Origin of the sequence: Streptomyces sp. NPDC006739 (assembly GCF_042869815.1) — a bacterium.
Classification (GTDB): domain Bacteria; phylum Actinomycetota; class Actinomycetes; order Streptomycetales; family Streptomycetaceae; genus Streptomyces.
Genome location: NZ_JBIAGM010000029.1, coordinates 15,685 through 42,594 on the forward strand (window position 1 = coordinate 15,685; position 26,910 = coordinate 42,594).

Annotated in this window: 11 protein-coding genes; 1 reads left to right on the forward strand and 10 read right to left on the reverse strand. The window is 72.9% G+C overall.

What is annotated here, in order from left to right; all coding sequences use genetic code 11:
- Nucleotides 1-82 precede the first annotated feature (82 nt).
- From ACFYMM_RS36965 to ACFYMM_RS36995, 7 genes are read right to left on the reverse strand one after another with little or no spacing between them, the layout of a single operon-like run.
- Nucleotides 83-3,214: a type I polyketide synthase gene (locus ACFYMM_RS36965; RefSeq protein ID WP_388395303.1), complete on the reverse strand. Its 3,132-nt coding sequence runs from the start codon at nt 3,212-3,214 to the stop codon at nt 83-85.
- A gap of 5 nt (nt 3,215-3,219) precedes the next feature.
- On the reverse strand, nt 3,220-9,804 hold the full coding sequence (locus tag ACFYMM_RS36970; protein ID WP_388395228.1) for a type I polyketide synthase: 6,585 nt from the start codon (nt 9,802-9,804) through the stop codon (nt 3,220-3,222).
- Between the two features lie 9 nt (nt 9,805-9,813).
- Nucleotides 9,814-15,387: an SDR family NAD(P)-dependent oxidoreductase gene (locus ACFYMM_RS36975; protein ID WP_388395305.1), complete on the reverse strand. Its 5,574-nt coding sequence runs from the start codon at nt 15,385-15,387 to the stop codon at nt 9,814-9,816.
- Nucleotides 15,388-15,423: 36 nt separating this feature from the next.
- A complete protein-coding gene (locus tag ACFYMM_RS36980) occupies nt 15,424-18,543 on the reverse strand; it encodes a type I polyketide synthase (protein WP_388395230.1) in 3,120 nt (1,039 codons plus the stop codon).
- A 55-nt stretch (nt 18,544-18,598) separates the two neighbouring features.
- Nucleotides 18,599-19,333 carry a thioesterase II family protein gene (locus ACFYMM_RS36985; protein ID WP_388395232.1) on the reverse strand — a complete coding sequence of 245 codons (735 nt, stop codon included), beginning with the start codon at nt 19,331-19,333 and terminating at the stop codon, nt 18,599-18,601.
- Entirely contained in the window at nt 19,330-20,580 is a 1,251-nt protein-coding gene (locus ACFYMM_RS36990; protein ID WP_388395234.1) for a cytochrome P450, read from the reverse strand. Before ACFYMM_RS36990 ends, ACFYMM_RS36985 begins: the two co-directional genes overlap by 4 nt.
- Nucleotides 20,577-20,888: a phosphopantetheine-binding protein gene (locus ACFYMM_RS36995; protein WP_388395236.1), complete on the reverse strand. Its 312-nt coding sequence runs from the start codon at nt 20,886-20,888 to the stop codon at nt 20,577-20,579. Before ACFYMM_RS36995 ends, ACFYMM_RS36990 begins: the two co-directional genes overlap by 4 nt.
- Before the next feature lie 332 nt (nt 20,889-21,220).
- Between ACFYMM_RS36995 and ACFYMM_RS37000 the strand changes: the two genes are divergently transcribed.
- Nucleotides 21,221-24,364: a BTAD domain-containing putative transcriptional regulator gene (locus tag ACFYMM_RS37000; protein WP_388395238.1), complete on the forward strand. Its 3,144-nt coding sequence runs from the start codon at nt 21,221-21,223 to the stop codon at nt 24,362-24,364.
- On the opposite strand, the gene ACFYMM_RS37005 is transcribed toward ACFYMM_RS37000, so the two are convergent.
- The 3 genes from ACFYMM_RS37005 to ACFYMM_RS37015 all read right to left on the reverse strand — a co-directional run bounded on the left by ACFYMM_RS37005 (nt 24,348) and on the right by ACFYMM_RS37015 (nt 26,891).
- A complete protein-coding gene (locus ACFYMM_RS37005) occupies nt 24,348-25,115 on the reverse strand; it encodes an ABC transporter permease (RefSeq protein WP_388395240.1) in 768 nt (255 codons plus the stop codon). The two genes, ACFYMM_RS37000 and ACFYMM_RS37005, sit on opposite strands and share 17 nt — an antisense overlap.
- Nucleotides 25,112-26,047: an ATP-binding cassette domain-containing protein gene (locus ACFYMM_RS37010; RefSeq protein WP_388395242.1), complete on the reverse strand. Its 936-nt coding sequence runs from the start codon at nt 26,045-26,047 to the stop codon at nt 25,112-25,114. Before ACFYMM_RS37010 ends, ACFYMM_RS37005 begins: the two co-directional genes overlap by 4 nt.
- A gap of 100 nt (nt 26,048-26,147) precedes the next feature.
- On the reverse strand, nt 26,148-26,891 hold the full coding sequence (locus ACFYMM_RS37015) for a thioesterase II family protein (RefSeq protein ID WP_388395243.1): 744 nt from the start codon (nt 26,889-26,891) through the stop codon (nt 26,148-26,150).
- Between the last annotated feature and the right edge of the window lie 19 nt (nt 26,892-26,910).

Consider the following 26,910-nt stretch of genomic DNA (forward strand, 5'->3'; position numbering starts at 1 on the left):
GGGACAAGCCGCTGCCGGGCTTGCGGTGTCCCGCCGGCGGGACGTTCGCACGGTGCGGGCGTACGCCCGGAACGCGGTGGGGTCACCGCGGTCCGGGCTTGGCCAGCGAGGACGCGATGTGCTCGCCCAGGAGTCTCGGTGTCGGGTGGCGCAGCACCGCGTTGGCCCTCAGCTTGAGTCCGGTCGACGCGGTCAGTCGTCTGCTCAGCTCCGCCGACAGCATCGAGTCGAACCCGATCCTCATGAACTCGCCGTCGGGGTCGACGGTGTCCGTCGAGGCGTGGCCGAGCACGACGGCGACCCTTTCGACGACGTGGTCGAGGACGAGTGCGCGGGCGTCGTCGGCCGGGAGGGCGGAAAGCCGGTCGGCTAGGGGGACGAGGTGGTCGTCGTCGCCCGGCGGCTCCGTCTGGGGCACCTGCGCCGCGGCTGCCGCCGTGTGCGAGGAGCTCAGCCAGTACCGCTGCCGCTGGAACGCGTACGTCGGAAGGTCCACCCGCCGGCGTGTCCCGAACAGGGCGTCCCAGTCCACGGACCCGCCCCGGACGTGGAACGCGGCCAGCGAGCCGAGTACGGCCGCCACCTCGCCCGGGCCCCGCCGCGACGACGACAGCACCAGCGCGTCGTCCAGGTCCTCGACGATCTCCTGCACCGGGACGGTCAGCACCGGGTGCGGGCTCATCTCGACGAACACCCGGAAGCCGTCCCCCGCCAGGCGCCGGACGGAGGATTCGAAGCGGACCTTCTCGCGCAGGTTCTCGTACCAGTAGTCGGCGTTCAGCCGGGCGGTGTCGATGACCTCGCCGTACAGGGTCGAGTAGAAGGGCAGCGTCGACGTCTTCGGCCGTACGTCGGACAGGGCGTCGATCACCTGGTCGCGCACCCGGGTCACCTGGTGGGAATGGGAGGCGTACTCGACCGATATCCGCCGCGCCTGGGCACCGTCGGCCTTCATCTTCTCGACGAATTCGTCGAGCGCGTCCGGTTCCCCGGACACCACCACGGAGCTGGGTCCGTTGACGACGGCGACGCTCACCCGGCCGCTCCACGGAGCCAGTCGCTCCTCCACCACCTCAGCTGACTCGGCGACCGACGCCATTCCGCCGTGACCGATCAGATCGACCAGGGCCTTGCTGCGCAGTGCCACGATCTTGGTGGCGTCCCGCAGGGACAGCGCGCCGCACACGTAGCCGGCGGCTATCTCGCCCTGGCTGTGGCCCACCACCGCGGCCGGTTCCACGCCCCAGGACCGCCACAGGGCGGCCATGGACACCATCACCGAGAACAGCGCCGGCTGTACGACGTCCACCCGGTCCAGGGTCGGTGCCCCCGGCACACCGCGCACCACGTCGAGCAGCGACCAGTCGACCCACTCGGCCAGTGCGGCCGCGCACGCGTCGAGGCTTTGCGCGAAGACCGGGAAGGCGTCGTACAGCTCCCGGCCCATGCCGACCCACTGGGAGCCCTGGCCCGGGAACATGAAGGCGACGCCACCGAGGTTCCCGGCCGTGCCGCGGACCACCCCGGCGGACTCCGCATTGGTGCTCAGCGCCGTCAGGCCGCGCACGAGTTCGTCCCGGTCGCGGCCCAGGACCACCGCGCGGTGCTCGAACCGCGACCGGCTCGACACGAGCGACCAGCCCGCGTCGGCGATGTCCGGGCCCGCGCCGGCGGCGGCGAAGTCGCGCAGTCGGGCCGCCTGCTGCTCCAGGGCCTTCGCGCTCTTGGCGGACACCACCCACGGCACCAGGCCGCCGACGACGCCGGCGTCCGTGCCACGCCCCTGCGCCCGCTCCGGCTCCTGCTCCTGTGGGGCTTCTTCGAGGATCACGTGCGCGTTGGTGCCGCTGACCCCGAACGACGACACGCCGACCCGCCGGGGGCCGTCCGGGCGGGTCCACTCACGGCCCTCCACCAGCAGTTCGACGCCGCCCGAGGACCAGTCGACGTGCCGCGAGGGCGCGTCCACGTGCAGGGTCTTGGGGAGGTAGCCGTGCCGCATGGCCATCACGGCCTTGATGAACCCGCCGACCCCGGCGGCGGCCTGGGCGTGCCCCATGTTCGACTTCAGGGACCCCAGCCACAGCGGTCTGCCCTCGGCCCGGTCCTTCCCGTAGGTGGCCAGCAGGGCGCCCGCCTCGATGGGATCGCCCAGGGTGGTTCCGGTGCCGTGCGCCTCGACCAGGTCCACCTCGTGGGCCGCGACCCCCGCGTTCGCCAGCGCCCGCCGGATCACCTGCTCCTGGGCTCGGCCGTTGGGAGCGGTCAGCCCGTTGCTGGCCCCGTCCTGGTTCACCGCGGAGCCCCGGACGACGGCGAGGACCGGGTGGCCGTTGCGGCGGGCGTCGGACAGCCGCTCCAGCAGCAGCACGCCCACCCCCTCGGCCCAGCCGGTCCCGTCGGCCCGGTCCGCGAAGGCCTTGCAGCGGCCGTCGGCCGACAGGGCGCCCTGCCGGGCGAACTCCACGAACGGCGCGGGCGTCGACATCACCAGTGCCCCGCCCGCCAGTGCGAGCGAGCACTCACCCGCGCGCAGCGACTGCACCGCCAAGTGCAGGGCCACCAGCGACGACGAGCACGCCGTGTCCACGGACACCGCCGGGCCGGTCAGCCCCAGCTCGTACGCCACCCGGCCGGTCGAGACGCTCAACGAGCTGCCGTACAGCAGGTAGCCCTCCAGCTCCTTCTGGCCGGCCTCCAGGAAACGCCACCCGTATTCGGACGAGCTGACCCCCGAGAAGACGCCGACGTCGGCTCCGCGTACGTCGGCGGGGACGATGCCGGCCCGCTCGAAGGCCTCCCACGACGTCTCCAGGAGCAGACGGTGGTGGGGATCGACCGCCAGCGCCTCGCGCGGGCTGATGCCGAAGAAGTCCGCGTCGAAGCCCGCCACGTCGCTCAGGAAGCCTCCCTGACGCGTGTACGAGGTGCCGACCGCGTCGGGATCCGGGTCGTACACGTCCCGCCACCCACGGTCCGTGGGGAAGTCGTCCACGACGTCCAGGCCGCCACGGACCACGTCCCACAGGTCCTCGGGCGACGACACGCCCCCCGGGTAGCGGCACGCCATGGCCACCACGGCGATCGGCTCGCCACGGCCGGCCTTCAGGGCGTCGTTCTCCTGCCGGAGGCGGTCACGCTCCTCCAGCAGGGTACGAAGCGCCCGCTGGACCCGGTCCGCGCCGTCCGCCGTGCGATCGGCGGAGTTGGTCATGTCGCTCACCTCTTCTCCTCCAAAGCCAGGTCGACCAGTGCTTCCAGGTCCAGCTCCGACAGTTCGTCCGCGCCGGTGTCCGGTTCCGCCCGCTGTCCGCCGCCGCTGTCCGGGTCCTGGCCGGCGCAGGCCAGGACCAGCTCCAGGAGGCCCGCGCCGCGCAGGCTGTCGATCGAGACGGTGCGCAGCACCTCCCGGATCCGGGCGTCCTCGGCGCCGTCGGCGTCCTCGGCAAAGGCCTGCTCCGATGCCGGACGCAGTAGGCCGAAGAGGTGCTCGGCCAGCTCGCGCGGTGTCGGGTAGCTGAAGACGAGGGTGGACGGCAGGCGCAGTCCGGTCGAGGCGGCCAGGCGGTTGCAGATCTCGACCGCGGTCAGCGAGTCGAATCCGAGCTGGGTGAACGCCTGGTCGACGTCGACGCCCGCGCTGGACGGATGTCCGAGCACGACGGCGGCCTGCTCGCGGACCCAGTCCAGGACGGCTGTGCGTGCCTCGTCGGCCGGCAGGACGGCCAGTCTTTCGGCCAGCCCGGCCGGGCCGGAGTCCTTGGCCGTGCTCGCCCGGCGGCGTGGACGACCGCCCTCGACGAGGTCGCGCAGGAGCGGCGGCAGCTCGTCGGCGCTCTTGTTGCGCAGTGCGGCGAGGTCCACCCGGGCCGGCACCAGGACCGGCTTGCCGCTCGCGCACGCCGAGTCGAACAGGGCCAGTGCCTCGGGGGTCGGCATCGCCGCGATGCCCATCCGCCTCAGCCGGGACAGGTCGGCCTGGTCCAGCTGCCCGGTCATGCCGCTGCTCTGTTCCCACCAGCCCCAGCACAGCGAGGTGCCGGCCAGACCCGAGGCCCTGCGCCGCGCCGCCAGTCCGTCGAGGAAGGCGTTCGCCGCGGCGTAGTTGGCCTGTCCCGCGTTGCCGAGCGTGCCCGCGAGGGCGGAGAACTGGATGAACGCCGACAGGGTGTGTTCCCGGGTCAGCTCGTGCAGGTTGACCGCGCCGCCGACCTTCGCGCGCAGCACATGGTCGATGCTCTCGGCGGTCAGCGACTCGACGGTGCCGTCCGCGAGCACACCCGCCGCGTGCACGACCGCGGTCAGCGGGTACCGGCCGGGCAGGTCCGCGAGCAGGTCCGCGACGGCGGCCCTATCCGCGACATCGCACTGCACGACCCGTACGGCCGCTCCCGCGCCCTCCAGGTCCGCGACCAGCTCGGGCACCCCGTCGGCGGCCGCTCCGCGACGGCTGGCCAGCAGCAGGCTGCGTACGCCGTGTTCGGCGACCAGGTGCCGGGCGACGAGCGAACCCACTCCCCCGGTCCCGCCGGTGACCAGCACGGTGCCGCCGCCGAGGCCGTCGCCCACCTCGAGGACCAGCTTGCCGACGTGGCGGCCCTGGCTCATCTCGCGGAAGGTGCGGCGCGCGTCGCGGACGTCGTGCAGGGAGATCGGGTTCAGCCGTATCCGCCCGTCGGCGAACAGCTCCATGACGGCCCGGAACATCTCGTGGATCGCGTCCGGGCCCGCCTCGTAGAGGTCGAAGGCCTCGTAGTCGACGCCGGGGTGGGCGGCCGCCACCTGGCGGGGGTCGCGGATGTCCGTCTTGCCCATCTCGACGAAGTGTCCGCCGCCGGGCAGCAGGGTCAGCGAGGCGTCGACGAACTGGTGCGCGAGGGAGTTCAGTACGACGTCCACGCCGTGGCCGCCGGAGGAGTGGCGGAACTTCTCGGCGAACTCCAGGTCGCGCGAGGACGCCAGGTGCGTCTCGTCCAGCCCCAGGCCGCGCAGGACGGGCCACTTGGCCGGGCTCGCGGTGGCGTAGATCTCGGCGCCGACGTGCTGGGCGAGCTGGACGGCGGCCATGCCGACGCCGCCCGCGGCGGCGTGGATGAGGATCCGCTGCCCCTTCTTCAGGTTCGCCACGCGGAAGAGCCCGTGGTAGGCGGTGAGGAAGGTGCACGGCACGGACGCGGCCTCGGCGTAGCTCCAGCCGTCCGGGACGGGCACGAGCATGCGGTGATCGGCGACGGCCGTGCGGCCGAAGGCGCCGGTGAAGATGCCGGTCACCCGGTCGCCGGGCGCCAGGCGGGTCACGTCGTCCGCCACCTCCAGCACGACTCCGGCGCCCTCGCTGCCCAGTCCGGCGTCGATGGCCGTCCGGTCGACCAGCCCCAGCGCGATGGTGACGTCCCGGAAGTTGAGGCCCGCGGCCTGGACGGCGATGCGGACCTGGCCGCTCGTCAGGGGTGCCTCCACCTCGGGGCAGGGGACCCAGGTCAGGTTCTCCAGCGTGCCCTTGGTCGGGATGCCGAGACGGTGGGCACCCGCTGCCGGCGGCTCGATGCGGTGGTCGGCCGGTTCGGCCGCCGTCAGGCGGGGGACGAGAAGGGCGCCGTCGCGCAGCGCCAGCTGGTCCTCGTCGAGGGCGAGCGCGTCCGCGAGGCGGGTCCAGGACGTTTCCGCGTCGTCGATGTCCACCAGCCGGAACCGGCCCGGGTGCTCTGTCTGGGCGGAGCGCACCAGGCCCCACACGGAGGCGCCGGGGAGGCTTTCGACGCCCTCGCCGGCACCGGTGTCCAGGGCCCGACGGGTGAGCACCACCAGCGTGGAACGGTCGAGGTGTTCCGCGGCGAGGAACGCCTGCACCCGGTCCAGTACGCGCTTGTCGGTCTCGCCGACACCGGTGAGCAGATCGGGTGCGGCAAGGGCGAAGTCGTCCGGGCACAGCACGATGTGCCCGGGTGCCTCGCCCGGGAGGACCTCGTCGAGGGACTCGTAGAACACGACGCTCTCGTCGCCGGTCCGCAGGAGCCGGGAGGCCAGTCCGTTCCGCGCGCCGAGGACGCCCCACCGCCCGTGAGGGGTTTCCCGCCCGCTCTCCTTGGCCGGCCGCCACCGCAGTTCGTACAGCGACCGCTCCTGCCCGCCGCGTGCCGAGCGCACCTGCTCGGCGTTGGCCGGCCGGAACGTCAGCGCCTCGACGGACGCTATCTGGTGGCCGTGTTCGTCGGCGACCGTCACGGAGACGACGCCTTCGCCGGCCGGGGTGAGCCGTACCCGCACGGTCGTTCCGCACTCCCCGGCCAGGTGCACCCCGGACCAGGAGAAGGGCATCCAGCCCTGCTCGCCCGTCACCTCGAGGACACCGCCGACCACCACCGCGTGCAGCACGGTGTCGATCAGTGCCGGGTGCAGGGCGAACCCGTCGTGGGCGGCGCCTTCGGCGCCCTCGGGCAGGGTGGCCAGGGCGAAGAGGTCCTCGCCGTGCCGCCAGACCTCACGCAGCCCGCGGAAGGCCGGGCCGTAGTCGAAACCGCCGTCCGCGAGGGAGTCGTAGAGGCCGTCGAAGTCGAGCCGGGCGGCGCCGGACGGCGGCCAGACGGCGAGCGCGCGCGGGGCGGCGGCCCCCTCGGCCGTGCGCGGTGCGCCCGGTGACAGGTTCCCCATCGCGTGCCGGGTCCAGCCGCCGACCGTCGCGCCGTCCTCGGCCGGACGCGAGTACACGTCCAGGGAGCGGCGTCCGGCCTCGTCCCCCGCGCCGACGACGATCCGTACCTGCACGTCGCCCGTGTCGGGAAGGATGAGGGGGACTTCCAGGGAGAGTTCCTCGACCGTGCCGCACCCGACGTGCCCGCCCACCGACAGCGCCAGGTCCAGATAGGCCGTCGCCGGTACGACGACCGAGCCGAACACGGCGTGGTCGGCCAGCCAGTCGTGGGTCCGCAGGGACCACAGGTCGGTGAACACCACCTCGTCGGTGCCGGGATGGTCGACCACGGCGCCGAGGAGCGGGTGTCCGGGGGCGGACAGACCGGCGGAGGTGACGTCCGCCGACTCCATCGCGGCCAGGAAGTCCAGCCAGTACCGCTGCCGCTGGAACGCGTACGTCGGAAGGTCCACCGTGCGGCGCGTCCCGAACAGGGCGTCCCAGTCCACCGATCCGCCCCGGACGTGCAGTTCGGCCAGTGCGGCGACCAGCGCGTGCGCCGCCGGGCGGTCGCGCCGCGACGACGACAGGACCAGCGCGTCGTGCACGCCCGCACCGGCGAAGGCGTCCTTGGTGAGGCCGGCGAGGGTCGCTCCCGGACCGACTTCGAGGAAGACGTCCGCACCGGCCGCACGGGCGCACTCCACCGCGTCGTGGAAGCGCACGGGTTCGCGGACGTGGTTGACCCAGTACTCGGCGGACGTCAGCTCCTGGAGCGTGACCTCGCGGCCCAGCCTGGTCGAGACGATCGGGATCGACATCTCGCCCGCCGGGAACCGCGTTAGCGATCCCGCGAACTCGTCCAGGATCGGGTCCATGAGGGGGGAGTGGAAGGCGTGGTCGACCGGGAGCAGCTTCGCCGACCTGCCGTCGGCGACGAGCCGGTCCCGGATCGCGTGGACCTGGTCGCGCAGGCCCGAGACCACGACCGACTCCGGGCCGTTGACGGCGGCGACACCGACGCGGTCGTACGCGCCGAGCAGGGCGCTCACCTCGGTTTCCGAGGCGCGTACGGCCAGCATGGCGCCGGGTTCGGTGACCGTCTGCATGACCCGTCCGCGAGCTGCCACCAGCCTGGTCGCGGTCTCCAGGTCGAGGACGCCGGAGACATGGGCGGCGGCGATCTCGCCGACGGAGTGGCCGATCAGGTGGCCGGGACGCGGGCAGTACCGGGTCAGCAGCCGGTACAGGGCGACCTGCAGCGCGAACAGCGCCGGCTGCATGACGTCCGTGCGCTCGGCCCCCTCGGGCTCGTCGGCGAGGAGCACGGCCTTCAGGGAGAACGGGAGGTGCGCGTCGAAGTGTGCGCAGACCTCGTCGAGGCTCTGCGCGAAGACGGGGAAGGTGTCGTACAGCTCGCGTGCCACGCCGGCCCACTTCGCCCCCTGGCCCGGGAACATGAAGACGGAGCCGCCGGGTTCGCCGGCGGTGCCGCGCACCACGACGGGGGACTCCGCGCCGTCGCCGAGCGCGGAAAGTGCGCCCAGCAGTTCGTCCCGGCCGCGGCCCAGGACCACGGCGCGGTGCTCGAACCGCGAGCGGCTCGACACGAGCGAGGCGCCGATGTCGGCGACGTCCGCGCCGGGGTCGGCGGCGACGAAGTCGCGCAGCTTGCGCGCCTGCGCCCGCAGCGCCTGCTCGGAGCGGGCCGACACGACCCACGGCACCGGTGCGCCGGCCCCGGCCGGTCCCGGCTCGGCCGGGTCGGTCGCCGTCTCCTGCTCGGGGGCCTGCTCCAGGATCAGGTGGGCGTTGGTGCCGCTGGCCCCGAAGCTGGAGACGCCCGCCCGCCGGGGCCGGCCGCCGGCGCTGGTCCACTCCCTGGCCTCGGTCAGCAGCTCCACCGCTCCGGCCGACCAGTCGACGTGCGTCGAGGGCCGGTCCACGTGCAGCGTCCTGGGCAGCACCTCATGGCGCATCGCCATGATCATCTTGATGATTCCGCCGACGCCCCCGGCCGCCTGGGTGTGGCCGATGTTCGACTTCAGCGACCCGAGCCACAGCGGGCTGCCGGGGTCCCGGTCCTGTCCGTAGGTGGCCAGCAGCGCCTGTGCCTCGATGGGGTCGCCCAGCGTGGTGCCGGTCCCGTGCGCCTCCACCACGTCCACGTCGCCCGCCTGCACCTGGGCGTTGGCCAGGGCTGCCCGGATCACCCGCTGCTGGGCCGGCCCGTTCGGCGCGGTCAGTCCGTTGGACGCCCCGTCCTGGTTGATCGCCGAGCCGCGGATCACCGCCCAGATCCGGCGTCCGTTGCGCCGCGCGTCCGAGAGCCGCTCCAGGACCAGCATGCCGATGCCCTCGGAGAAGCCGGTGCCGTCCGCCGCGTCCGCGAACGCCTTGCACCGGCCGTCCGCCGCCAGTCCCCGCTGCCGGGAGAACTCCCGGAACACCTGCGGCATCGCCATGACGGTGACGCCGCCGGCCAGCGCGAGGCCGCATTCGCCCTGCCGCAGCGACTGCACCGCCTGGTGCACCGTCACCAGCGACGAGGAGCAGGCGGTGTCGGTCGACACCGTCGGGCCCTCGAGCCCCAGCGTGTACGCGACGCGGCCCGAGGCCACGCTCAGCAGGGAACCGGTCTGCGCGTAGCCCGAGATGACCTCGGGGGTGGAGAAGTGGTTGCCGTAGCCGAAGTACGCGAGGCCGGCGAACACGCCGGTGTCGCTGCCGCGCAGGGTCTGCGGATCGATGCCGGCCCGTTCCAGGGACTCCCACGAGGTCTCCAGGAGCAGCCGCTGCTGCGGGTCGGCGGCGAGCGCCTCACGCGGGCTGATCCCGAAGAAGTCGGCGTCGAAGTCGCCCGCGTCGTACAGGAATCCGCCCGAGCGCGTGGAACTGGTGCCGGGCCGGTCCTGGTCCGGGTCGTACAGGTTCTCCAGGTCCCAGTGGCGGTCGTCGGGGAAGTCCGACACGACGTCCGCGCCCGCCCGCACCAGCTCCCACAGCTCCTCCGGGGACGTCACGCCTCCCGGGAAACGGCAGGCGACACCCACGACGGCGATGGGCTCGGCGGCTGCGTCCGTCAGTTCCTTGAGGCGCTTGCGTGTTTCGATCAGCTCGATCGATGTCCGCTTGAGGTAGTCGAGAACTTCGGCGTTGTTGTCGTTTGTCATCGCTCTTCCCTAGCCGAGCTCTTTGTCCAGCAGCGAGAGGAGCTCTCCCGCCGAGGCCGAACTGATCTGGTCGACGAGGCCGGCCGATGGTCCGGCGTTCGCCATCGAACGGACTCGGCCCTGCAGTTCGCCGAGGAGAGTGGAGATGCTCGCCTTGTCCTCCGCGGCGAGTTCGAGGAACGCGTCCTCCAGCCGGGCGCCCAGTTGCTCGATCTCCTTGACCAGGTGATCGGCCGGGGACTGCGGGTCGGCGCCGGGGCCGGGGCTGATGCTCTCGGTCAGGAACCGGGCGACGGCGCCCGGGTTCGGGTGGTCGAAGACGAGCGTGGCGGGCAGCTTCAGTCCCGTCACCGCGCCCAGCCGGTTGCGCAGTTCGAGCGCCGTGAACGAATCGATGCCCAGTTTCTTGAAGGTCGCGGCGGGACCGATCCTCTGGGTGTCGGCGTGGCCGAGAACGATCGCGGTGTGCGTCCGGACGGTGTCGAGCAGCAGCGCCTCCGCGTCGGCCGGCGGCAGTGACCTCAGCTGCTGGGCGAGCCCGCCGTCAGTGGCCTCCGGACTTCCCGGGCTCACCGGTCCGGCGGGTCCGGCGGGCGTTCCGGGCAGGGCGCGCAGCAGCGGCGAGCCCAGGTGGTGGGCGTCCGGCGTGCCGGGCGCGGGGAGGGTCAGCCGTGCGGGCACCAGTACCGGCTGGTCCAGCGCGAGCGCCGCGTCGAAGAGGGCGAGTCCCTCCCGCGTCGACAGCGGCTGCACGCCCTGTCGGCGCAGGCGGACGAGGTCCGCGTCGCCGATGTGGGCGATCATCTCGCTGCGTTCGGCCCACAGGCCCCAGCACAGCGAGGCGGCCGGCAGTCCCGCGGCCCGGCGGGACTCGGCGAGGCCGTTGAGGAAGGCGTTGGCCGCCGCGTAGTTGGCCTGCCCCGCCGTCCCGAGCACGCTCGCGACGGAGGAGAACAGCACGAACGCGGACAGGTCCAGCTGCCGGGTCAGCTCGTGCAGGTGCCAGGCGCCGCGCACCTTGGGCGCGAGGACCGCGTCCAGGCGGTCCTCGGTCAGCGCCTCGACGACACCGTCGTCCAGCGTGCCCGCGCAGTGGATCACCGCGGTCAGCGGGTGTTCGGACGGCACCGCGGCGATCAGGGCGGCGACGGAGTCACGGCTCGTGACGTCGCAGGCGGCGATCTCGACGTCGGCGCCGGCCCCGGTCAGCTCCTCGCGCAGCGCGGCCGCGGCCGGGGCGTCCTGGCCGCGTCTGCTGGTCAGCAGCAGCCGGCGCACGCCGTGCCCCTCCACCAGGTGCCGGGCCAGCATCGCGCCCAGGCCGCTGGTGCCTCCCGTGATCAGTACCGTCCCGTTGCCGAGCGCGGGGGCGCCCCGGGCCGTGCCGAGGCTGCCGCGACCGGCGGCGGCGCCGGCGGCGTGGGCCAGTCGCGGAGTGGTGACGAGGCCGGCCCGGATCCTGAGCTGGGGTTCTCCGGTGTCGGCCGCCGCCGGGACACGGGCCCACGAAGCGGGTCGGCCGTCGGTGTCCACGAGCGTGAACCGGCCCGGGTTCTCGGTCTGCGCGGTGCGGACGAATCCCCAGACCGCGGCCGCCGCCGGGTCGGTGTCGGTGACCTGCTCGTCGTGGACCGCCGCCCGCGTCACGATGACCAGGCGTGAGTGGGAGAACCGGTCGTCGGCGAGCCAGTCCCGCGTCCACCGCAGCACCTGGTGGAGGTTCCGCTCGACGGCGGCGGGTGTGGCAGCGCCCTGCGGGTCCGCCGGGTCGATGCCGGCGATGACGACCGGGGGTATCTCCCCGTCGCTCGCGGCGAGTTCGCCGAGGTCGGCGAAGACGGCGGCGGCGCCCTGCCGCAGCGGCTCGGTGTACGCGTCGGGTGCTCCCAGCACCGCGTACCGGACCGCGTCCCCGCCGGACGGGACGGCGAGGGGCGCCCAGTCCACCCGGAACAGCGCGTCGTGGTGGTCGAAGCTCAGCTCGGTCAGCTTCTCGACGTCGGCCGGCCGGAGCGTCAGCGAGGCGACGGCGCCGACGGGGGCTCCCTCGTGGTCCGCGACGGTCACGGACAGCGCGTCCTCGCCCGCGGGCGCGAGACGCACGCGCAGTGCGGTCGGCTCGGCGCGGTTCACCCTCAGGCCCGTGCAGCGGTACGGCAGCCGGCCGCCGGGCCGCGCGTCGTCGACGAACCGCCCCAGTCCGGCCGGGAGCAGCGCGGCGTGCAGCAGCGCCGGGTGGATCCGGAACCGGCCCCCGCCCGCTGCGTCGGGCGCGGGCAGTTCCACCTCGGCGAACAGGTCGTCGCCCCGGCGCCACACCTTCTTCAGACCGCGCAGCAGGGGTCCGTTGCCGAACCCGAGGGCGGACAGCCTGGTGTACTCGTCCTCGAAGGGCACGTCGACCGCGCCGGCGGGGGGCCACTCGGTGAGGCCTTCCTCCGCACGGGTGTCCGCGGCGCCGGATCCGACGACGCCGACGGCGTTGCGCGTCCACTCGCCGTCGCCCTCGGCCCGTGAGTGCACGCTGAGGACACGGTCGCCGTCGATCACCACACGGATCTCACGATCGGCCGTCCGGGACAGCACGAGCGGTGTCTCCAGGGTGAGTTCGTCGACTTCGTCGCATCCGGCCTTGTCGGCCGCCCACACCGCCAGGTCCAGCAGCACGGTCGCGGGCACCAGGACGGCGCCGTGGACCATCTGGTCGGCGAGCCAGGGGTGGCGCTCCGGCGACAGCCGTCCGCCGGCCGCCACGCCGCGGTGCTTCTGGTCCTGGTCCTGGGGCAGCTCGATCACGGCGTCGAGCAGCGGGTGGTCCGACGTGCTCCGGGTGGTCGTCTCCTGGGGCGTGTCCAGCCAGTAGCGCTGCCGCTGGAAGGCGTAGGTGGGCAACTCGACCCAGCGTCCGTCCCAGTCCGGGAAGGCCGCCTCCCACGCCACCTCGGCGCCCGCCACGAAGGCCTCGGCCGCCGACCGGTGGAACCGTGCCAGGCCGCCCTCGCCGCGGCGCAGCGTGCCCACGACGGCGGCCTCGGCGCCCGCGCTGTCCAGGGTCTGTTCGACACCGAACGTCAGCACGGGGTGGGCCGACGCCTCGACGAAGAACCGGAAGCCCTGCTCGGCCAGCGCCCGGGTCGCCTCCTCGAAGCGGACCGTCCGGCGCAGGTTCGTGTACCAGTACCCGGCGTCCAGCACCGTCGTGTCCAGCCAGTCGGCCGTCACCGTGGAGAAGAACGGCACCTCGGCGGTACGCGGCTCCAGTCCCGCCAGCAGCCGGCCCAGTTCCTCGCGGACGGCCTCGACATGCGGGGAGTGCGAGGCGTAGTCCACCGGCACCCGGCGGGCCCGTACCCCGTCCGCCTCACAGGCGGCCAGCAGCGCGTCCACCTCGGCCGCGTCGCCCGACACCACCACGGAGGCGGGGCCGTTGACCGCCGCGACCGACAGCCCGTCCGTCAGCCGGGCGGTGACGTCCTCCATCGGCAGCGAGACCGACGCCATGGCCCCGCGCCCCGACAGCCCCAGGATGGCCTTGGACCGGAGCGCGACCACCTTCGCCGCGTCCTGGACCGAGAGGGCTCCGGCGACGCACGCGGCGGCGATCTCCCCCTGCGAGTGGCCCACGACGGCCGCCGGCCGCACCCCGTAGGAGCGCCACACCTCGGCCAGCGACACCATCACGGCCCACAGCACGGGCTGGACGACGTCCACCCGCTCCAGCGCCTCGGCGTCCCCGAGCACGTCGAAGAGCGACCAGTCCACATACGGCGACAGCGCGTCGGCGCACTCGCGCATCCGCGCCGCGAACACCGGGGAGGACTCAAGCAGTTCCCGTCCCATTCCGGCCCACTGCGAGCCCTGGCCCGGGAACACGAACACCGTCTTGCCCGGCGGCTTGGGGACTCCGGAGACCACACCGGCGAGGCCGCTCGCGTCACCGTCGGCCACGGCGGCCAGGGCGGCGAGCAGTTCGTCGCGGTCAGCGCCGATCACCACCTGGCGGTGCTCGAACAGCGACCGCGTGGTGACCAGCGAACGGCCCACGCCCGCGACCGGCAGGTCCGCGGCCTCGGCCACGCTGTCCCGCAGCCGCAGCGCCTGCTCCCGCAGTGCCTCCGGCGACCGCGCCGACAGCACCCACGGCACCGCCCCGGGGGTGCCGGCGGGCGGCGGGGCGGGGGTGGTGTCCACGGGTGCCTGCTCGAGGATCAGGTGGGCGTTGGTGCCGCTGATCCCGAAGGCGGACACGCCGGCCCGCCGGGGCCGCTGCGGGGCGTCGGCCCACTGCCTGGCCTCGGTCAGCAGCTCGACCGTCCCGGCCGACCAGTCGACGTGCGTCGAGGGCCGGTCCACGTGCAGCGTCCTGGGCAGCACCCCGTGCCGCATCGCCATGATCATCTTGATCATGCCGCCGACGCCCGCGGCCGCCTGGGTGTGGCCGATGTTCGACTTCAGCGACCCCAGCCACAGCGGGCTGCCCGGCTCCCGGTCCTGACCGTAGGTGGCCAGCAGGGCCTCCGCTTCCATGGGGTCGCCCAGCGTGGTGCCGGTCCCGTGCGCCTCGACCGCGTCCACGTCGGCCGGCCGCAGTCCGGCGTCGGCCAGGGCCGCCCGGATGACCCGGCGCTGCGCCAGCTCGTTCGGCGCGGTCAGCCCGTTGGACGCCCCGTCCTGGTTGATCGCCGAGCCGCGGATCACCGCCCAGATCCGGCGTCCGTTGCGCAGCGCGTCCGAGAGCCGCTCCAGGACCAGCACGCCCGCGCCCTCGGAGAAGCCGGTACCGTCCGCCGCGTCGGCGAACGCCTTGCACCGTCCGTCGGGCGACAGCCCCCGCTGCCGGGCGAAGTCCACGAGCAGCCCCGGGCTCGGCAGCGTCGACACCCCGCCGGCCAGCGCCAGGGTGCACTCCCCCGAACGCAGGGACCGTACGGCCTGGTGGACGGCGACCAGCGACGACGAGCACGCGGTGTCGGTCGACACGGCCGGGCCCTGCAGACCGAGCGTGTACGCCACCCGGCCCGAGGCCACGCTGGTGTACGTCCCCACCAGCGAGTAGCCCTCGACCTCACCGGCCGCGCCGCCGCCCAGCCTCGGGCCGTAGTCCACGGTGTATATGCCGGTGAACACCCCGGTCGCCGACCCTCGCAGCCCGGCCGGGTCGACCCCGGCCCGCTCCAGCGCCTCCCAGGACGTCTCCAGCATCAGTCGCTGCTGCGGATCCATCGCCAGCGCCTCGCGCGGGCTGATGCCGAAGAACGGCGCGTCGAAGTCCGCGAGACCGGTCAGGAACCCGCCCGCGCGCGTGTACGTCTTCCCGTGCGCCTCGGGGTCCGGGTCGTACAGCCCCTCCAGGTCCCAGCCACGGTCCGACGGAAAGTCGCTCATGGCGTCCACACCGTCGGCCACGACCTCCCACAGCCCTTCGGGGGACGTCACCCCGCCAGGGAAGCGACACCCCACACCCACGACCGCGATGGGCTCGCGGGCTGACTCCTCCAGCTCGCGCACCCGCTCGCGCAGCTCCCGCGCGTCGCCGACGGCGCGTCGCAAGTAGGAGCGGAGCTTGTCGACATCCTCCACCAGGGCCTCCCCCAACGGTTACTTGAAGAACGGGTGCGGCTAGACGTAGCCGCGGTCGATCAATTCGTACAAATCGTCATCACTGCCGATGTCCAGGCCCGTATCCCGCGCCGATTCCGGGGCGTCGGGCGTCTGTGGCCCGAGGAGGGAGAACAGGTGGAGGGCGAGCGTGTCCGCGGTGGGGTAGCTGAACGCGACGGTGGCCGGGAGCCGTACTCCGGCCGCCGCGGCGAGCCGGTTGCGCAACGCCACGGCCATCGAGGAGTCGAAGCCCAGCGCCTTGAAGGTCTCGGTCGACCTCGCCGCGAGATCGGCGCCCGTCACGTCCGGGTCCTTCAGGCTCAGCACCGCCGCCGCCTCGGCGCACACCAGGTCGAGGACCGAGGACGGTGAGGTCAGGTCCTCCGCCGCAGCGGGCCGGTGCGGGCCCGGCTCGCCCGCACGCGCGGAGCCCTTGCTCGCGGTGCCGGTGTCGTCGGACGCCGTCAGCCAGTACCGCTGCCGCTGGAAGGCGTAGGACGGCAGGCCGATCCGGCGCGGACGGTCCGCGCCGACCGTGGCCGCCCAGTCCACCGGCACACCCCGCACGTGCAGTTCGGCCAGCGACGCCAGGACCTTGCTCGCGCTCCCGTCCTCCTTGCGCAGGGTGCCCACCACCACCGACGAGGCCGCCGACGCGTCGGCGATCTCCTCGATCGCGACCGCGAGCAGCGGATGCGGGCTGACCTCCACGAACACCCCGCCGCGCTCACGCATCAGGTCTTCGACCATGCGCCGCATGGCGGCCTGGAACCGGACCGGTTCCCGCAGGTTGCGGAACCAGTAGTGGGTCGCCAGCTCGGCGGCGTCGATCGGCCCGCCGGTCACCGTCGAGTAGACCGCGACCGGCGAGGGCACGGGGGTGATCCGGCCCAGTTCCTCGGGAAGCAGGTCCTCGAACCGGTCCATCAGCGGCGAGTGGCCGGGCACGCTGGACGGGATCAGCCGCGCGCGGGCGCCCTCGGCCTCGCAGGCCGCGACCAGTTCCCGCACCGCGGTGGCCTCGCCCGAGACCGTCGTCGAGTTCGGTCCGTTGACCGCGGCGACGACGACCCGCTGCCCCCACCGCGCCAGCAGCTCCCGCACCCGTGCCTCGGGCAGCAGGACGCCGGCCATGCTGCCCTGTCCGGCGACCGTGGCCAGCATGCGGGAGCGCAGGGCCACGATCTTCGCCCCGTCCGCCAGGGTCAGTACGCCCGCGGCACAGGCCGCGGCGATCTCGCCCTGGGAATGGCCGATCACCACGTCCGGTGTCACCCCGAGCGAACGCCACACCGCCGCCAGCGACACCATCACCGCGAACAGCACCGGCTGGACGACCTCCACCCGGTCCAGGTCCGCCGCGCCCGGCCCGCCGCACACGGTGTCGACCAGCGACCAGGGCACCCACGGCTCGAGCGCCCGCGCGCACTCGTCGATCGAGCGCGCGAAAACCTCCGACTCCGCGTACAGCTGCCTGCCCATGCCGATCCACTGGGAGCCCTGGCCCGGGAAGACGAAGACGACCGGGCCCGCCGGCCCCGCGGTCACTCCGCGAACCGTCCGCGCCGAGGTCCCGCCCGCCGCCAGCACGTCCAGACCGGCCAGCGACTGCGCACGGTCACCGCCCAGCACCACCGCCCGGTGCTCGAACGACGACCGCGTCGACACCAGCGAGTGCGCCACGTCGGCCGCGGACAGCGACGCGTCCGCGGCCACCAGGTCCCGCAGCCGCGCCGCCTGCTCCCGCAGGGCCTGCTCGGAGCGCGCCGACAGCACCCACGGCACCACCCCGAAGACACCGGCGGAGCCCGAGTCGCCGTCGGTGGCGGCGGGTTCCGTCCGCGCGTCGGGGGCCTGTTCGAGGATGACGTGCGCGTTGGTGCCGCCCATGCCGATCGACGACACCCCGGCGCGCCGGGGCCGGCCCGGCTCGCCCGGCCAGGGCCGCGCGGCCCGCAGCACCTCGAAGTCCTCCGCGAAGTCCAGGACGGCGGGGTTCGGGGAGCGGAAGTTCGGGTTGGGGACCAGCTGGGCGCGGTCCAGACAGAGCGCGGCCTTCACGAAGCCGACGATGCCCGCGGCCGGCTCCAGGTGCCCGACGTTCGCCTTCACCGAGCCGACCGCCAGCGGGCGGCTGCGGCCGGTCCGCCGGAACACCTCGCGCAGCCCCGACAGTTCCGCCGGATCGCCGAGCCGCGTGCCGGTGCCGTGGGCCTCGACGTAGTCGACGCCGTCGAACGCGACGCCCGCGCGCTCAAGGGCGGACAGTACGGCCGCCGCCTGCCCGGTGGGGCTGGGGTCCGGCATCCGCGAGGACGCGCCACCGTTGCCGACGCCCCAGCCGCGCACCACCGCGTAGATGTGGTCGCCGTCGGCGACGGCGAGGTCGAGCCGCTTCAGCAGGACGAACGCCCCGCCCTCCCCGCGCATGAAACCGTTGGCCCGCTCGTCGAAGGGGAAGCAGCGGCCGTCGGGCGCCAGGGCGCCCAGGTTCGCCAGGGCCGCTCCCGCCTGCGGGTCGGCGATCAGGTGCACGCCGCCGGCGATGGCCATGTCGACCGCGCCGGCGCGTATGCGTTCGCACGTGAGCGCCAGCGACACGAGGGAGGAGGACTGGCCCGAGTCCGCGCAGAAACTCATGCCGCGGACGTCGAAGAGGCTGGAGATCCGGTTGGCGATCAGCGCACCGCTGGAGCCGAGCGCGGCGTAGTGGTCGTCCTGGTCGCTGCCGGACAGCTTGCGCAGCACCTCGTACCCGGAGGGGGCGGCGCCGACGACGACGTCGATCTCGCGGCCCGCGAGCGCGCTCGCCGGGATGCGGGCGTCCTCGACGGCCTCCCAGGCCAGTTCGAGGCCCAGCCGCTGCACCGGGTCCATGGCGGCCGCCTCGGCCGGTTGCGCCGCGAAGAAACCGGCGTCGAACCCGTCGATGGAGTCGAGGAACGAACCGGCGTTCAGGGTCGCGCCGTCCGGGTGGGAGGCGGGGTGGAAGTCCACGTCGGCCGCCCGCCGCTCGGGAAACGTTCCCGCGGTGGACTGCCCGTCGAGCAGCAGGCGCCAGAACTCGGCCGGGTTGTGCACACCGGGAAAGCGGCACGACATCCCGACGACAGCAATATCGGTGGCTGCGCCACTCATACGGGTTCCCTCCGGTTTGCTCGGTGTACGGCTGGTTCGGGCGGCTGCACCGCGCTCACGACCAGCGGGTCAGCAACGTGCGCAGCTCGTCCGGCGCGTCCATGAAGTCGTAGTGGCCGCCGTCGACCACCCGGAACTCGACCGAGTCCGCGTACCGGCGCCAGCCCTGAAGGTCGTCGAGGCTCACGTCGGGGTCGTCGCGCCAGTGCAGTACGACGACGGGGCAGTCCACCGCCGCCGGCTCGGCCCGCCGGTAGGCGGCGGCGGCCGCGTGATCGCGCAGCAGCACCATGAGGCCCAGGTCGACCATGTCCGGGCGCGGCTCCATCCCCCGGCTGCGGATGAACGACTCGACCTCGGCGCGCAGTTCGGGCTCGGTCATGGTGAGCATCCGGTCACGGGAGGCGTCGTGGGGTGCCGGCTGGCCCGACACGAACAGGCAGTCAGGTGTGGGCAGGCCGAGTTCGGCGAGCCTGAGCACGGTTTCGTACGCCGCCATCGCGCCGGCGCAGTGCGCGAAGAACGCGAACGGCCGGTCGAGCAGCGGTGCCAGGGACTCGGCCAGGGCGGCGGCGAGGTTCTCGTAGGTGCCGTAGTGGGGATGGCCGAGCCGGTTCTCGCGGCCCGGGAACTGCACCGGGCAGACCTCGATGCCGTCGAGCGCGGTCGGCCAGGCGCTGAACGCCGACGCCCCGGACCCGGAGAAGGGGAAGCAGAAGATCCGGGCGGGGTGGTCGGTGGACGGCCGGACGAACCACGGTGACATGGCGGTGGTGGGGCCCGATGTCATGGCGTCTTTCGTTTCTGGGCGACGATGGGGAGGTGGGTCATCCCGGCGATGAAGTACGACCGCAGGTGCTGCGGTTCGCCGGCGAGTTCGATCGATCCGAACCGCTGGAGCAGTTCTTCGAAGAAGACGCGCAGGGTCAGCCGGGCCAGCGGTGCGCCGATGCAGAAGTGCGGACCGAACCCGAACGCGACGTGCCGTTTGGCGTTGGCGCGCGTGATGTCGAAGGTGTGCGGATCGGGGAACTGGGACGCGTCCCGGTTGGCCGACCCGATCCACGCGACGACCGCCCCACGGGCCGGGATCGTGCCCCCGCCGATCTCGACGTCGTCCACCGCGTACCGCATGAAGTTGCACGCGCCCGACGACCAGCGCAGCCCCTCCTCGACCAGGTTGGGGATCAGCGACGGGTCGGCCTGCGCCTTCTCGAACTGCTCGGGCCGTTCGACGAGCGCCTGCACCGTGCCCGCGACGGTGTGCGGTGTCGTGACGTTGGCGCCCAGCAGAATGCTGTAGCCGTCGAGGGCGATCTCCTCGTCGGTCAGCGGCGCGCCGCCCGGGCGGACGCTCATGAGGTGGTGCAGCAGGCTGTCGTCCTCCTCGCCCGTCGCCCGCCGCGTCCTGACCCACTCCCTGACGTAGGTGACCAGTTCGTGGTGGGAGATGGCCAGGGTCGCGGCTTCGTTGCCCACCAGGAAGTGCGGGTCCGAGGGGGCCGTCACCATCGCGGTCAGCTGGACGAGTTCGGCCCAGTCCTTCTCCGGGATCCCGAGCAGCGGGCCCGTGACCATCGCCGGGAGCAGCAGCGCCCGCTCGGCCAGGTCGAAGACCTCGCCGTCGAGCGCGGGCTCCAGGAAGCGCACGACCGTCGCGCGGATCTTGTCCTCCCAGGACCTGACCGCCCGCGCGGTGAGCTTGGAGCCGAGGGGGCGGCGGACCTCGGTGTGCCGGGGCGGGTCGGTGGACGTCATCAGCACGCCGGCCGCCGCGTCGTCGGTCCCGAGGTGGGTGGGCACCGTACCGCGCTCGGAGGTGAACTCCTTGTGGTCGCCGAGTACGCGGCAGACGTCCTCGTGGCGGGTCACCGACCAGAACTCCCGTCCGTCCGGCAGGACCTGGTGGTGCAGGGGGGCCTTCGCCCGCATCACGTCCCAGATCGGGTGCGGATCGCCCGAGGTGTAGAGGTCCAGGTCGAAGAGGTCGACGCCGGCCAGGTCGATGTCGCGCGCGGGACCCGGCGTCAGCCTCACGTCCCGGCCCTCCCCTGCTCTATCAGTTCGGCCACCCGCGTCGGGGTCCCGGCGAGATAGAAGTCGCGCACGGAAAGCTTGACACCGTAATCCTGCAATACCCGTTCGATGATGTTGATTCCGACCAGCGAATTACCGCCGAGCGTGAAGAAGTCGTCTTCCGCCCCGACCTCGCGACCGCCGAGGCACTCGGCCCACAGAGCCGAGATTTCCTGAACGAGCGACACCGGCGCACTCGAGGGCGCGGCTTGTCCTTCTGACGCCTCATCCTGTCCACCTCGCTGGTGAACCTGCGGCAACGATGCCATTGCCAGCTTCCTTCCTCCGCCGAACCGGGGTGTCAGCTGTCCCGCCGGCGAGACAGATCCTTTGAACGGCCGAAACGAGTGTCCTGTGATTCTCGTCCGCTCACCTCGTGTTGGCGATGCGCGGTGCTCGCAGGTCGGGCGGGATTGAGAATGGACCGATGAGTCGGGATGCTAATGCCTTCGCAGGCACCGCGGTTATGTCCGGCAGGCGGCTCCATCGGCACTGAAGTGGAATTCCAGAATTCCCCGAGCGGGACCGCGTTCTGGCCGGTGGCGGCCCACGGCGCATCAGCCGCTGGATGCCTCCCGACCACGCATGACAAGATCTGTGGGTGCAGATCGGAATGCTTGGTCCGTTCGAAGTTCGCACGATCGGCGGCGCACTTGCCGACGTGCCGGGCGCGCGGCTGCGCGGGCTGCTGATCGCCCTCGCGCTCAAGCCGGGCAAGGTGGTCCCGAAAGCGACGCTGATCGACTGGATCTGGGGTGAGCTACCGCCCGCCGACGCGACGAACGCCCTGCAGCGCCTGGCTTCCCGGCTGCGCAAGGTGCTGCCGGACGGGGTGGTCGAGGGACAGACGGACGGCTACCGGCTGAGGGTGCAGCCGGACGACGTGGACGCCGTGCGCTTCGAACGCCTCCTGTCCGCCGGCCAGGTCCGCGCCGCGGACGATCCGCGCCGGGTGCAACTGCTGCGCGAGGCCGTCGGGTTGTGGCGCGGTCCGGCCATGCAGGACGTCGGCCTGCAGAACAGTGCGGCGTTCGACGCGGCCCTCGCCCGGCTCGAAGGGTTGCACCTGACCGCCATGGAGGACCGGCTCGACGCGGAGGTCGGCCTCGGCAACGGCGCGGAGCTGGTCACCGAACTGACCGACCTGGTGGCCGCGCATCCGCTGCGCGAGCGGCTCGCCGCCGTGCTGATGCGCGCCCTCGTCGCGGCCGGTCGCGGCAGCGAGGCGCTCCAGGTGTTCCAGCGCACCAGGGAGGCCCTGGCCGAAGCGCTGGGCGTCGACCCGTCGCCGGAGCTGTCCGATCTGCATGTCGCGCTGCTGCGGGGCGAGCTTGGGCAGCGCGAGGAGGCCCGCAGGACCAACCTGCGCGCCGAGCTGAGCAGCTTCGTCGGCAAGGCCGACGACGTCGCCACCATCCGTGAACTCATAGCCGGTCACCGGCTCACCACCCTGATCGGGCCGGGCGGCTCCGGCAAGACCAGGCTGGCCACGGAGACCGCGCGCACGCTGCTCGACGGTCTGCCGGACGGGGCCTGGCTGGTGGAGCTGGCGGGCATCGGTCCCGACGACGACGTGGCGCTGTCGACGCTCGCCGGGTTGGGTCTGCGGGACACGCTGCTGGGCGGGACACCGAACGCGGAGCCGGTGGACCGGCTCGTCGCGGCGATACGCGGGCGCGAGGCGCTGCTGATCCTGGACAACTGCGAGCACGTGATCGAGTCGGCGGCGGCGTTCGCCCACCGCCTGCTCGGGGAGTGTCGGCGGCTGCGGATCCTGGCGACGAGCAGGGAGCCGCTCGGCATCACCGGTGAGGCGCTGTGGCCGGTCGAGCCGCTGGCCCTGCCGGCCGCCTACGCCGGCCCCGCCGAGATGGAGTCCTCGCCGGCCGTCCAGTTGCTGCGCGACCGGGCCGGGGCGGTGCGCCGGGACCTGGTGGTAGACGCCCCCACGTTGTCGACGATGGTGCGCGTGTGCCGGGCGCTGGACGGGATGCCGCTGGCGATCGAACTGGCCGCGGCCCGGCTGCGGACGATGTCCATGGACCAGCTCGCCCACCGGCTCGACGACCGGTTCCACCTGCTGACGAGCGGCTCCCGTACCGCGCTGCCCCGGCACAAGACGCTGCGCGCGGTGGTCGACTGGAGCTGGGAGCTGCTCACCGACGCCGAGCGGATGGTGCTGCGCAGGCTCTCGGTGTTCTCGGGCGGGGCGAGCCTGGAGGCCGCCGAGCGGGTCTGCGCCGGCGACGGCGTCGAGCGGGAGCAGGTGCTCGAACTGCTCACCTCGCTGGCCGAGAAGTCGCTGCTGCGCACGTCGGACGACGCCGCCCCGCGCTACCGGATGATCGGCACGATCAAGGAGTACGCCGGGCTGCGGCTGGCGGAGGCGGGGGAATCGGACCTGGCGCGCCGGGCGCACCTGGCCTGCTTCACCGAGCTGACCGAGACCGCCGAGCCGCGCCTTCGCCGCGCCGACCAGCTCCAGTGGCTGGCCACGCTGGAGGCCGAGCACGACAACATCGGCTCCGCGATGCGTGGCGCGCTCGCGGCCGGCGACGACCAGGCGGCGATGCGGCTCGCGGCGGGCGCGGGCTGGTACTGGTGGCTCGGTGGACACCGGGCCGAGGGCATGGAGCTGATCACTGCGGCCACCGAGCGGCCCTGCGAGGTGTCCGACGACATCCGGGCCACGGTGTACGGCCTGGTCGTGATGTTCGTGACCTCCGGGCGGGGCGACGAGCGCCAGGCCGCCGAGTGGATCCACAAGGCCTACCGGTTCAGCCGGCGCAGTCACCACCGTCATCCGGCGCTGGAGCTGGTCGGCCCGCTGGAACGCATGCTGCGCGAGCCCGGGTCGATCCTGTCCGCGTTCGCGCCGCTGCTGGACAGCGAGGATCCCTGGGTGCGCGCGCTGGCCCGGTTGCACCTGGGCAAGATGCGGATCGTGCTCGGCCAGGAGGGGCGGGACGCGGACACGTACCTGGAGCTGGCTCTCGCCGAGTTCCGGGCGCTCGGCGAGCGGTTCGGGATCTCGTTCGCCCAGACCGAGCTGGCGGACCGGATAGCGGTGCGCGGCGAGTTCGCCGGCGCGTGCGAGCACTACGAGCAGGCGATCGGGGTCGTCACCGAGCTGGGGGCCGCCGAGGACGTCATCCGGATGCGGTCGAAGCAGGCCCAGCTGTACTGGCTGCTGGGCGACCGGGACGCCGGCACGGCCGCGATCGCCGAGGCGCAGCGGTACGCCGAGCGGGTCGCCTGGCCGGACGCGCTGGCCGAGCTGGCCCTCTCGAAGGCGGAACTGGCCCGGTGGAACGGCGACTTCGAGGAGGCGCGCGGGCACCTCGCGGCGGCGACGGCCATGCTGGGCGAGGAGGCGGAGCAGGCGAGCGTCCGCGCGGTGACGCACGACCTGCTGGGCTATCTCGCCGAGGATCTCGACGAGGCCCGCGGGTTCCGGGCGGCGGCCTGTGCGGCGGCGGCCGAGGCGGGGCACGCGCCGCTGATCGCGCAGACGCTCGTCGGAGTCGCGGACCTGGCGGCGCGCCGTGAGGAGTACGAGCAGGCCGCGCGGCTGCTCGCGGCGAGTACGGCGGTGCGCGGGCTGCGGGACCGCTCGCACCCGGACGCGGCCCGGATCGAGGAGACGGCGCGGCTCCGCCTCGGCGACACGGGGTTCGCCGAGGCGGAGCGGGAGGGGGCCGGAGCGGACTGGTCCGAGTTGGTCGCGGTCACGCTCGCTTCTTGAAGGAGGACACCGCCCACACGTATCCGAGGACGCTGAGCCCGATGCTCCAGGCGAAGGCGCCGACCACGTGTCCGGTCGAGGGCGTGTGACCGGTCATCAGTCCGCGCAGAGTCTCGGTCATCGGGGTGAAGGGCTGGTACTCGGCGAACTGCTTGACGCCGGTGCCCATCGAGTCGGCGGGCACGAAGGCGCTGCTCAGGAAGGGCAGGATGTTCAGCGGCACGGAGCCCATGCCCGCCGATTCGGGGGTCTTCGCGGACAGGCCCATGGCGACCGTGAGCCAGCTGGCCGCGAAGCCGATCAGCAGCATCACACCGATCGCGCCGAGCCAGTCGGCGAAGCTCGCGTGGGTGCGGAAGCCCATCGCGAAGCCGACGCCGACGATGGCCGCGCAGGCGAGCATGCAGCGCACCGTCGTGGCGACGACGTGGCCGGTCAGCACGGCGCCGCGGGAGACGTCCATGACCTTGAAGCGGTTGATGATTCCCTTGGTCATGTCGCCGTTGACGGCCACCGCGGTCGGCGCCAGGCCGTAGGTGATGGACATGACGATCAGGCCGGGCACCGCGTAGTTGATGTAGCTGCCGCCACCGACGTTGAAGGCGCCACCGAACACCAGGACGAACATGCACATGATGACGATGGGCAGCAGGACCGCCTGGAACACCGCGGAGGGGTTGCGGCCCTGGTGCTTGAAGTTGCGACGCAGCATGATGGCCGAGTCGCCGAGGGATGTCGTGATGGTGCTCATTTGGCGATCGCCTCCGTGCTGGCGTGACCGGTCAGGGCAAAGAAGACGTCGTCGAGGTCCGGCGTGTGCACGGAGAACTCCTCGGCGTTGATCATGTGTTCGTCGAGCCGGTCCAGCAGGGCCCGCAGCGACCGCGACCCACCGTCGCTGGGCACCCGCAGGATCAGTTCCTGCGCGTCCCGGCTGGAGCCGGCCAGGATCCGCGCCGCCGCGTCGAGTTCGAAGTGGTCGGCGAACCGGAGCCGGACGTGGGTGCCGGGGACCTGGCGCTTGAGCTCCTCGGGCGTGCCGTGGGCGACGATGCGGCCCTGGTCGAGCACGGCGATCTGGTCGGCGAGCTGGTCGGCTTCCTCGAGGTACTGGGTGGTGAGGAAGATGGTGGTGCCGTCCGCCACCAGCTCGCGGACGATCCCCCACATCGTGCGCCGGCTGCGCGGGTCCAGCCCCGTCGTCGGCTCGTCCAGGAAGATGATCTGCGGGTTGCCGACCAGCGTCATCGCCAGGTCCAGCTTGCGGCGCATACCGCCGGAGTAGGTCCCCGCCATCTTCTGGGCGGCGTCGACCAGGTCGAACCGCTCCAGCAGCCGGGTGACCACCTGGGGATCGCGCACCCGCTTCAGGTCCGCCATCAGCTGCAGGTTCTCCTGGCCGGTGAGCAGCTCGTCCACTGCGGCGAACTGACCGGTCACACCGATGACCTTGCGCACGTTCTTGGTGTCGGTCAGCACGTCGTGCCCGGCGACCTGCACCGTCCCGGCGTCGGCCTTCTGCAACGTCGTCAGGACGTTGACCGTCGTCGTCTTGCCCGCCCCGTTCGGGCCGAGCATCGAGAAGACCGATCCCGCGGCGACATCGAAGTCGATGCCGTCGAGCACGATCTTGTCGCCGTATGTCTTCCGCAGCCCCGAGACTGCAATCACCGAACTCTTCATGCCTCCACCATTCCTACCGGGCCGGACAACGGCCTGACACCGCCCTGTCACGGGCGCTGACACGGCTTCTCTTTCTCGTCGCCCCTGGTCAGGGGGCCATTCAGCGCGCATACGACGGCTGAGGACCAGTGCCGCGGGTGGCGTGCGCCTCGATCACGTCCAGCACCTCGCGGCCGCTGTCGACCAGATACATGTGATCTCCCGGGAACTCCGTGTAGCTGAACCCGGCCGTGGTCGCCTGCTGCCACTGCCGGGCCTCCTCCCCGGTGACCAGGCCGTCGCGGTCCCCCCGCAGCGAGAGGATCGGCACCGACACCGGATCGTCGGTGCTCGGCACGTAGCTCTCGTGCATCTCGCAGTCGGCCTGCAGCGCGGGCAGGATCAGCTCGCGCATCTCCGGGTGGTCGAGAGCCTCGTGCCGGAACCCCGCGAACTCCTCGACCCGGGCGAGGAACTCCTCGTCCGGGAGTCCCGCCGCCCGCCGCTCCCGCTGGGTCCACGGCCCCGGCGAGCCACTGACGACCAGCCGCTCGACGTTTACGCCACGCGCGCTCAGCAGATGCACCAGCTCATAGGCGAGCACCGCGCCCAGGCTGTGCCCGAACAGCACGGTCCGCGCCCCCTCGCCGAGGTCCGCTACGACCTCGTCGACCGAGTTCCTGGCAGCCTCGACGACATTGCGGTACGGCGTCTCCAGGATCCGCCGCTCCCTGCCGGGCAGCTCGACCGAGGTCACGCGCCACCGGCCGGCGGACAGCTCCCGCCACGGGTGGAAGAACGAAGGACCCGCTCCCGCGAACGGCACGCACAGCAGCGTGGTCCCGTCCTGGTCTCCCGCGGACATGCCGGGTTGCTTCACCCCG